This window comes from Pseudomonas sp. (genome assembly GCF_050739995.1).
GTDB lineage: Bacteria > Pseudomonadota > Gammaproteobacteria > Pseudomonadales > Pseudomonadaceae > Aquipseudomonas.
In genome coordinates this window covers 1-8,644 of sequence record NZ_JBOICG010000768.1, presented here as the reverse complement: position 1 = coordinate 8,644, position 8,644 = coordinate 1, and the positions used below count along the sequence as shown (strand labels likewise).

The window sequence follows — 8,644 nt, the reverse complement described above, 5'->3', positions numbered from 1 at the left end:
GACCAAGGCAATGCTCAACACGCCACGTTCGCGCAGGGCTCGCTGGGTATCGACCAGGTCCGGGCTCTGGCCGGACTGCGAGAATGCCAGGGCGACTTGGCCACGTACCTTCAGTGGCGATTGTCGCAGCGTCACCAGCGACATCGGCAGCGATGCCACGGGCACCCCCAGGCGCTGCATGCATAGGTAGGCGAAGTAGTTGGCGGCGTGATCGGAACTACCACGCGCGACGGTGATGGCCAGTTGCGGGTCGAGTTGACGCAGTCGCTCGGCCAGGGCAGGCAGGCGCTCGTCCAGGGCATGCAACTGGTGGCCGACTACATCGGCGGAGGACAGGGCTTCTTCAAGCATTTTTGAAGTCAATGGTTTCTCCTTCGACCATTACGTCGGTGAGTGTCAGGGAGCGGTCCATGCGCACGCAGTCGGCAAAGCTGCCGGGCTGCAGGCGCCCGCGTTCTTCCAGGCCCAAATAGTCCGCAGGAAACTGCGACAGGCGTTGTGAGGCTTCGCTGATGGGCAGGCCGATCTTCACCAAGTTGCGCAGCGCCTGATCCATGGTCAGGGTGCTGCCGGCCAGGGTGCCGTCGGCCAGGCGCACGCCGCCCAGGCACTTGGTCACGGTGTGGCTGCCCAGCTTGTATTCGCCGTCGGGCATGCCGGCGGCGGCGGTGGAATCGGTAACGCAGTACAGGCACGGGATCGAGCGCAAGGCCACGCGCATGGCCCCGGGGTGCACATGCAGCAAATCCGGGATCAATTCCGCGTATTTGGCGTGGGCCAGCGCGGCGCCGACGATGCCCGGCTCGCGGTGATGCAGCGGGCTCATGGCGTTGTACAAATGGGTGAAGCTGGTGGCGCCAGCGGCGAGGGCGGCGACACCTTCTTCATAGCTGCCCAGGGTGTGGCCGATCTGCATACGCACGCCGCGCTCGCTGAGGGCGCGGATCAAGGCGTCATGCCCGGCGATTTCCGGCGCGATGGTGATCACGCGGATCGGTGCCAGGCGCAGGTAGGCTTCCACTTCGGCCATCAGTGCGGTGTGGGCGAAGTTGGGTTGGGCGCCGAGTTTTCCTGGATTGATATAAGGACCTTCCAGGTGCACGCCGAGGACCCGGGCGCTGCCTGCGGGGCGCTGCTCACAGAAGGTGCCGAGCTGGCCGAGCACGCTGGAGATTTCCTCCACCGGTGCGGTCATGGTGGTGGCCAGCAGGGAGGTGGTACCAAAACGCACGTGGGTACGGGTGATGGTCTCGAAAGCGCTCGCGCCTTCCATGATGTCCGCGCCGCCACCGCCGTGCACGTGCAGGTCGATGAAGCCCGGCAGCAGGTAGGGCAAGTCGTTTTCAGCCGGGTCGCACGGCGTGCCTTCGATGGCGACGACCTTGCCGTGCTCGTGCACCAGGCGGCCGCGAATCCAGCCGCTGGGCGTGAGGATGTTGTCTTCGGACATGGGCAGTTCTCTAAATTCGCAGTTCAGCGGAATAGTCGTGGCGGCGCAGCTCTGCGACGAAGTCGTAGTAGTCGTTGCGGCAGTAGGTGTCGGTGATTTCGATGGGCGTGTTGTCGGCGGTGTAGCCGACCCGCGTCATCAGCAGCATTGCGGTGCCGGGGGCGATGCCCACCAGGCGCGCGAATTCGTCCGAGGCATTGATCGCCTGCACATGCTGCAAGGCGCGGACGATGGGCTTGCCGATGCTTTCAAAGTATTCGTACAGCGAACTGCCCAGGGCCTGGGGCTGCGGCAGCACGGAGGCGGGGACGACGGTCATTTCAATGGCCATCACTGTGTCATCGGCTTTGCGCAGGCGCTTGAGCCGGGCCACTTTGTCGCTGGTGGACAGGCACAGGCGGATCAGTTCTTCGTGGGTCGGCGGGGTGATGTCGCGCTCTAGCCACAGGGAGCTGGGCACGAAACCCTTGAGGCGCAACATCTCGCTGAAGCCCGACAGGCGCGACAACGGTTGTTCCAGGCGTGGCGTGATAAAGGTGCCGGAGCCTTGGCTGCGGCGGATCAAGCCTTGGGCGAACAGCACTTCCAGTGCCTTGCGGGCGGTGACCCGGGAAATGCTCAATTGCTCGCTGAGCGCGCGTTCCGACGGTAGCGCCTGCTCGGACGTCCACTGGCCGGCATGGATCGCCGCTTCCAGTTTGCGCGCCAATTGCAGGTACAGCGGCGTGGATTGTTTGTCGTCGGGGCGCAAGGCCTGGATTGGGGTCATCGTTCAAGTTTCCGATGCGGTTATTGGAGTGTTGTCGCCCGGTATTGGCCGGAAAGTAATACCACTTAAATACCATGTCAATGCAACCAAAACGGTGCAAATAGCCGTTTCAGGGCGCTGTAATGGGGCCTGGTATCAAGTGGTATTAGAGAGGTCTTTATTGCGCGCAGAACAGTGCAGCCCGGCGCGGTGAACTGGTATTCACCGGCAGGCGCTGCACAAGGCAGGAAATTTTTTTGGATTATTTTACGAACGGTCGAGGATTACGGACGAATCTCGATCAGGGTGCCGTCTTTGACCAGGTTCCAGACTTCACGCATGTCCACGTTGCGCATGCCAATGCAACCGTCTGTCCAATCCAGGGTATGGAAGAGTTGCTCCGGGTACTCCTCGCTGTCGGGGGTGCCGTGGATCATGATCATGCTGCCCGGTTTCACCCCTTCACGACGAGCGCGGGCGGCGTCGCTGATATTGGGGTAGGAGATGTGCATCGACAGGTTGAAGCGGTCGCTGGTCTTGCGCCAGTCGATCCAGTAGAGGCCTTCCGGTGTGCGACGGTCACCCTCGATCAGCTTGGTGCCCCTGGGGTTGCGACCCAGGGAAATGCGATAGGTCTTGAGGGGCTTGCCGTCGTTGATCAACTGCAACTGACGGGCAGACTTGAGCACCAGGATTTTTTCGACCGGCTTGCCGTCGATGATTTCCACCGTGGAGGCCGAAGAGAGCGTAGCGAACGACAGGCAGATAATAACGAGCAACCAACGCATTAAAACGAATTCCCTTATTAGAAAGGTGCTGCCTGAAAATTATTTGGCCGACGGCATCATCGGCGGCACCGACTCGCTGCGTACCGGGAACGCCTGTTGGCGACGGTCAGTGAAGAAGCATTCTAAGGTACGCCCGACCGTGCGGAAAGCCAGCTCTGACCAAGGGATGTCGGCTTCATCGAATAGCTTCACTTCAAGGCTTTCGGGGCCGGCGGCAAAGTCCAGGTCGACCAGTTCGGCACGGTAGAAGATATGCACCTGGCTGATGTGCGGCACATCGATCAAGGTATAGATGCACAGGTTGCGTACGCGGGCGCAGGCTTCTTCCAGGGTTTCGCGCGCTGCGGCCTGTTCCACGGTCTCGCCATTTTCCATGAAGCCTGCGGGCAGGGTCCAGTAGCCCAGGCGCGGTTCGATGGCGCGGCGGCACAGCAGCACTTTGTCGCCCCACACCGGTACGGTGCCGGCGACGATATTGGGGTTCTGGTAGTGAATGGTCGAGCAGTGGTCACACACATAGCGCAGGCGGCCGTCGCCTTCGGGTATGCGTTGGGTCACCGGTTTGCCGCACTGGCTGCAGAAGTTCATGCTGGGGTTCCTGGAGAATGGGCCTATCTTGGCTTGGCGGGCAGGGCCCTGCAAGTTGTCGTTTCGCGACATGCACCGGGTTTTGGGGTTGGGCGCCCGCACGCTTTGGTGCATGATGCAAGGTAGCCAACAGACCGAGATGACTCATGCTGGACGAGCTACTTCGCCGGGTAAGCAATCACACCCCCCACACGTTGGAGACTGACGGGCGTTTCCCCGAGGCCGCCGTGCTGGTGCCGATTACCCGTAGTGACGAACCTGAGCTGATCCTGACCCTGCGCGCCAGCGGCCTGTCGACCCACGGTGGCGAAGTGGCCTTTCCTGGCGGACGTCGCGACCCCGAAGACCCCGACCTGATCTTTACCGCACTGCGCGAAGCCGAAGAAGAAATCGGCCTGCCGCCCGGGCTGGTGGAGGTCATCGGGCCGTTGAGCCCGTTGATCTCCCTGCATGGCATCCGGGTCACGCCCTATGTCGGTGTGATCCCGGATTACGTCGAATACCTGGCCAACGATGCCGAGATCGCCGCAGTCTTTAGCGTGCCCCTGGAGTTTTTCCGCCAGGACCCGCGCGAACATACCCACCGGATCGATTACCAGGGGCGCAGTTGGTATGTACCCAGCTATCGGTTTGGCGAATACAAGATCTGGGGCCTGACGGCGATCATGATTGTCGAGCTGATCAACCTTCTGTATGACGATGCGAAGATCAGCTTGCACCAGCCGCCCAAGAGCTTCATCAAAACCTGAGCCACCGCTTGAGTGGCACGCCGTGAGGACACACCATGAAATATCGCCTGGGCGACGCTCGCGTCGAGACGCACCCCCACAGCTGGGTGGCACCGAATGCCACGCTGGTAGGCAAGGTCAAGCTGGAGGAGGGCGCCAACGTGTGGTTCAACGCGGTGTTGCGTGGCGACAACGAACTGATCCTGATCGGCAAGAACAGCAACGTGCAGGACGGTAGCGTGATGCACACAGACATGGGCTACCCGCTGACCCTGGGCACCGGCGTGACCATCGGCCATAACGCGATGCTGCATGGTTGCACGGTCGACGACTACAGCCTGATTGGCATCAATGCGGTGATCCTCAACGGTGCCAAGATCGGCAAGCACTGCATCATCGGCGCCAATTCACTGATCGGCGAAGGCAAGGAAATCCCCGACGGCTCACTGGTGATGGGCTCGCCGGGCAAAGTGGTGCGCGAGTTGACCGAGGCGCAGAAGCGCATGCTCGAAGCCAGTGCCGCGCACTATGTGCATAACTCACAGCGCTATGCGCGTGACCTGGTTGAGCAGGAAGAATGAACCCGATTGAACGCCCCGTCGCCTCGCCATGCGTGAATATTTGCGCGTTGGATGACGACGACATTTGCACCGGCTGCCAGCGTACGGTGGACGAGATCACGCGTTGGAGCCGCATGGACAACGCCGAGCGCCGGGTGGTGTTGGGGCTGTGCCATGAGCGGGCGAAGGCTAGCGGGTTGGTGTGGATGATTCCTGGGAAATCCGGTGCCTGATAGACCGCTATCGCAGGTAAGCCAGCTCCCACATTTTGAATGTGTTCACACATCAACTGTGGGAGCTGGCTTGCCTGCGATGAGGCCCTGCCAGACGACATCCCTGTAATTGTGTACCCTGTGCGGCATCATCCACAGGCCCATTCCCCATGCTCTTCCTGATCGCCTACATCAGCAGCGTCGTGCTGATCAACTTCGCCTTCTCCACCGCCCCGCACCTGGATGTCATCTGGTCCGCCTGGGGTGGCCTGGTGTTTATCCTGCGCGACATGGTGCAAACCCGCTTTGGCCACGGCGCAATCGTCGCCATGCTGGCGGCGCTGGTGCTGTCGTACGTGACGTCCGATCCAGCCATTGCCCTGGCCAGTGCCACGGCGTTCGCCGTGTCCGAATGCATCGACTGGCTGGTGTTCAGCATCACCAAGCGCCCGCTCCACGATCGCCTGTGGATAAGTTCGGCGCTGAGCATTCCTCTCGATACCTTTATTTTCTTCGGCCTGATCGGTGCGCTGACGCCTGCGGTGGCGGGGACGGCGCTGGTGTCGAAGTTTGCCGGGGTCACGGTGGTGTGGTTGATCATGGCCTGGCGTTTGCGCAAACGGGCCATCGCCAACTGAGGCCAATTTTTACAGTTCATGTAAAATGCCGGCCTTTCTCCCCATGATCCGCTCCCCTGAGGACCTGAGATGACCCGAATCGGAACTCCATTGTCGCCAACCGCGACCCGCGTTTTGCTGTGTGGCTGCGGTGAGCTGGGCAAGGAAGTGGTAATCGAACTGCAACGCCTGGGCGTTGAAGTGATTGCCGTGGATCGTTACGCCAATGCGCCGGCCATGCAGGTCGCGCACCGTAGCCACGTGATCAACATGCTCGATGGCGCCGCCCTGCGTGCGGTGATCGAGGCCGAGAAGCCGCACTTCATCGTGCCGGAAATCGAAGCCATCGCCACCGCCACCCTGGTGGAACTTGAAGCCGAAGGCTTCACCGTGATCCCGACCGCACGTGCGACCTCGCTGACCATGAACCGTGAGGGCATCCGTCGCCTGGCTGCCGAAGAGCTGGACCTGCCGACTTCGCCGTATCACTTCGCTGACACCTTCGAAGATTACAGCGAGGCCGTGCAAGACCTGGGCTTCCCGTGTGTGGTCAAGCCGGTGATGAGTTCGTCGGGCAAGGGCCAGAGCCTGCTGCGCAGCACGGACGATGTGCAGAAAGCCTGGGACTACGCCCAGGAAGGTGGCCGCGCCGGTAAAGGCCGCGTGATCATCGAAGGCTTTATCGACTTCGACTACGAAATCACCCTGCTGACCGTGCGCCACATTGGCGGTACCACCTTCTGCGCGCCGGTTGGTCATCGTCAGGAGAAAGGTGACTACCAGGAGTCCTGGCAGCCACAGGCCATGAGCCCGATTGCCCTGGCAGAATCCGAGCGCGTTGCCAAAGCCGTTACCGAAGCTTTGGGCGGTCGTGGTCTGTTTGGCGTGGAGTTGTTCATCAAGGGTGATCAGGTGTGGTTCAGCGAAGTATCGCCGCGCCCTCATGACACTGGCCTGGTGACGCTGATTTCCCAGGACTTGTCCCAGTTCGCGCTGCACGCTCGCGCTATTCTCGGTTTGCCGATCCCACTGATCCGTCAGTTCGGGCCTTCGGCGTCGGCGGTGATCCTGGTGGAAGGGCAGTCGACCCAGACTGCATTCGCCAACCTTGGTGCGGCCTTGAGCGAACCGGACACGGCGTTGCGCCTGTTTGGCAAGCCCGAAGTGAATGGCCAACGCCGCATGGGTGTGGCGTTGGCGCGGGATGAGTCGATTGAAGCGGCCCGGGCGAAAGCGACCCGTGCTTCCAAGGCTGTCGTCGTAGAGCTCTAAACCGAGTCGCGCCCATCGCGGGCAAGCCCGGCTCCCACATTTTGAATTGTGAATGCCTTCAAATGTGGGAGCTGGCTTGCCTGCGATAGCGGTGCATCAGGCAACCCGATTCAAATCGTTATCCCGCGTCTCTTTCAGGCACAGCACGGCAATCAAGCTAAGCAACGCCGCCGCCGACACATACCCGCCGACATAACTCAGCCCGCCCATCGCCACCAGCTTGGTCGCGAAGAACGGTGCCGCCGAGGCTCCCACAATCCCACCCAGGTTATATGCCGCCGACGCGCCGGTATAACGTACGCGGGTCGGGAACAGTTCCGGCAGCATGGCGCCCATTGGCGCGAAGGTCACACCCATCAGGAACAGCTCCAGCGCCAGGAACAATGCAACCGCCCAGGTTGAACCGTGGGTCAGCAGCGGCTCCATGGTGAAGCCCGACAGAATCGCCAGGAGCGCCCCGACGATCAGCACCGGCTTGCGTCCGTAGCGATCACTGGCCAAGGCTGCCAGCGGCGTTGCCAACCCCATGAACAGCACGGCAAAGCACAGCAGGCCGAGGAAGGTCTCGCGGCTGTAGCCCAGCGTCGACACGCCATAGCTCAAGGAAAATGCGGTGGTGATATAGAACAGCGCGTAGCACACCACCATCGATGCCGCGCCCAGCAGCACAGGCGCCCAATGTTGGCTGAACAGCTCCACCAGCGGTACTTTCACTGGGGCTTCTTTGGCGACAGCATTGGCGAACACTGGCGTCTCGTGCAGTTTCAGTCGTGCATACAGGCCAACCATCACCAACGCAGCGCTGAGGATGAACGGGATACGCCAGCCCCAGCTGCGAAATTGCTCATCGTTCAGGCTCATGGCCAGGATCAGGAACAAGCCATTGGCCGCTAGAAACCCAATCGACGGGCCCAGTTGCGGGAACATGCCGAACCAGGCGCGCTTGCCCTTCGGCGCGTTCTCGGTCGCCAGCAACGCCGCGCCACCCCATTCGCCACCAAGGCCCAGGCCCTGGCCGAAACGCAGCACACACAACAGGATCGGTGCCCAGGCGCCAATGCTGTCATACCCCGGCAGCAAGCCGATCAACGTCGTGCACACGCCCATCAGCAGCAAGGACGCTACCAGTGTGGATTTGCGGCCGATACGGTCGCCGAAGTGCCCGAACAGCGCGGAGCCCAGCGGACGGGCGATGAAGGCGATGCCGAAGGTCAGGAACGACGCCAGCATCTGCGCGGTGCCGGAGGTTTGTGGAAAGAACACCGGCCCGATCACCAGCGCCGCAGCAGTGGCATAGATGTAGAAGTCGTAGAATTCGATGGCGGTGCCGACGATGCTTGCCGTGGCGACCCGTGCGGTCGAGTTGCTCGGGGCGGCGGTCGCAGCCTCGTTGTAGGTGGTGCTCATGGTGGTATCCCTGACAGTCATAGCGCGTTTGGACGCGGATTTTTATTGGTCGAACACCCAGGGTTCAGGGCAGTGCACGGGGTGGCTCGGGATGAGAGCAAACACCGGCCGGACAGAATGATGCGGTGCCGGGACGCGCTCAGTGCGGGTAGCACGCGGTCGGGCGGGGCTTGGATAAGCCGCCCGATTATAGGAAGGGGGGTGAAGATACAACAAGTCAAAATGTGGGAGCGGGCTTGCTCGCGAATGCTGAGTGTCAGTCACTGAGTAAGGC

General features: G+C 61.6%; 11 protein-coding genes. 5 read left to right on the top strand and 6 right to left on the bottom strand.

Annotation, left to right across the window (positions count from 1 at the left end; genetic code table 11):
- The 5 genes from ACRESD_RS26120 to ACRESD_RS26100 form a co-directional block, all read right to left on the bottom strand.
- Positions 1-363, bottom strand: a 363-nt coding sequence (locus ACRESD_RS26120) for an SIS domain-containing protein (protein WP_431753548.1), incomplete at its 3' end; no start/stop codon positions are given.
- Positions 344-1,450, bottom strand: coding sequence for an N-acetylglucosamine-6-phosphate deacetylase (gene nagA / locus ACRESD_RS26115; protein ID WP_431753547.1), 1,107 nt, complete (start codon positions 1,448-1,450; stop codon positions 344-346). The genes ACRESD_RS26120 and nagA, both read right to left, overlap by 20 nt.
- 10 nt (positions 1,451-1,460) lie before the next feature.
- Complete coding sequence (locus tag ACRESD_RS26110) at positions 1,461-2,219, bottom strand: GntR family transcriptional regulator (RefSeq protein ID WP_431753546.1); 759 nt, start codon at positions 2,217-2,219, stop codon at positions 1,461-1,463.
- A gap of 263 nt (positions 2,220-2,482) precedes the next feature.
- Complete coding sequence (locus tag ACRESD_RS26105; RefSeq protein WP_431753545.1) at positions 2,483-2,986, bottom strand: L,D-transpeptidase family protein; 504 nt, start codon at positions 2,984-2,986, stop codon at positions 2,483-2,485.
- A gap of 39 nt (positions 2,987-3,025) precedes the next feature.
- Positions 3,026-3,574, bottom strand: a complete 549-nt coding sequence (locus tag ACRESD_RS26100) for an NUDIX hydrolase (protein WP_431753544.1) — start codon at positions 3,572-3,574, stop codon at positions 3,026-3,028.
- 146 nt (positions 3,575-3,720) lie between these two features.
- Between ACRESD_RS26100 and ACRESD_RS26095 the strand changes: the two genes are divergently transcribed.
- The 5 genes from ACRESD_RS26095 (at position 3,721) to purT (ending at position 6,963) form a co-directional block, all read left to right on the top strand.
- A complete protein-coding gene (locus tag ACRESD_RS26095) occupies positions 3,721-4,323 on the top strand; it encodes a CoA pyrophosphatase (protein ID WP_431753543.1) in 603 nt (200 codons plus the stop codon).
- A gap of 35 nt (positions 4,324-4,358) precedes the next feature.
- The gene (locus ACRESD_RS26090) at positions 4,359-4,883 is read left to right on the top strand and encodes a gamma carbonic anhydrase family protein (protein ID WP_431753542.1); all 525 of its coding nucleotides are present in this window, start codon (positions 4,359-4,361) and stop codon (positions 4,881-4,883) included.
- Entirely contained in the window at positions 4,880-5,095 is a 216-nt protein-coding gene (locus ACRESD_RS26085) for a DUF1289 domain-containing protein (protein ID WP_431753541.1), read from the top strand. Before ACRESD_RS26090 ends, ACRESD_RS26085 begins: the two co-directional genes overlap by 4 nt.
- A gap of 149 nt (positions 5,096-5,244) precedes the next feature.
- The gene (locus ACRESD_RS26080; protein WP_431753540.1) at positions 5,245-5,712 is read left to right on the top strand and encodes a preQ0 transporter; all 468 of its coding nucleotides are present in this window, start codon (positions 5,245-5,247) and stop codon (positions 5,710-5,712) included.
- Between the two features lie 69 nt (positions 5,713-5,781).
- On the top strand, positions 5,782-6,963 hold the full coding sequence (gene purT, locus ACRESD_RS26075) for a formate-dependent phosphoribosylglycinamide formyltransferase (RefSeq protein WP_431753539.1): 1,182 nt from the start codon (positions 5,782-5,784) through the stop codon (positions 6,961-6,963).
- A gap of 96 nt (positions 6,964-7,059) precedes the next feature.
- On the opposite strand, the gene ACRESD_RS26070 is transcribed toward purT, so the two are convergent.
- Entirely contained in the window at positions 7,060-8,370 is a 1,311-nt protein-coding gene (locus tag ACRESD_RS26070; protein ID WP_431753538.1) for an MFS transporter, read from the bottom strand.
- Positions 8,371-8,644: the final 274 nt, after the last annotated feature.

Excerpts from the sequence above, each read along its gene's own strand:
- ACRESD_RS26095 (WP_431753543.1), top strand. The coding sequence starts at position 3,721 with ATGCTGGACGAGCTACTTCGCCGGGTAAGCAATCACACCCCCCACACG.
- ACRESD_RS26105 (WP_431753545.1), bottom strand. The coding sequence starts at position 2,986 with ATGCGTTGGTTGCTCGTTATTATCTGCCTGTCGTTCGCTACGCTCTCT.
- ACRESD_RS26085 (WP_431753541.1), top strand. The coding sequence starts at position 4,880 with ATGAACCCGATTGAACGCCCCGTCGCCTCGCCATGCGTGAATATTTGC.
- ACRESD_RS26080 (WP_431753540.1), top strand. The coding sequence starts at position 5,245 with ATGCTCTTCCTGATCGCCTACATCAGCAGCGTCGTGCTGATCAACTTC.
- ACRESD_RS26090 (WP_431753542.1), top strand. The coding sequence starts at position 4,359 with ATGAAATATCGCCTGGGCGACGCTCGCGTCGAGACGCACCCCCACAGC.
- ACRESD_RS26110 (WP_431753546.1), bottom strand. The coding sequence starts at position 2,219 with ATGACCCCAATCCAGGCCTTGCGCCCCGACGACAAACAATCCACGCCG.
- nagA (WP_431753547.1), bottom strand. The coding sequence starts at position 1,450 with ATGTCCGAAGACAACATCCTCACGCCCAGCGGCTGGATTCGCGGCCGC.
- purT (WP_431753539.1), top strand. The coding sequence starts at position 5,782 with ATGACCCGAATCGGAACTCCATTGTCGCCAACCGCGACCCGCGTTTTG.
- ACRESD_RS26070 (WP_431753538.1), bottom strand. The coding sequence starts at position 8,370 with ATGAGCACCACCTACAACGAGGCTGCGACCGCCGCCCCGAGCAACTCG.
- ACRESD_RS26100 (WP_431753544.1), bottom strand. The coding sequence starts at position 3,574 with ATGAACTTCTGCAGCCAGTGCGGCAAACCGGTGACCCAACGCATACCC.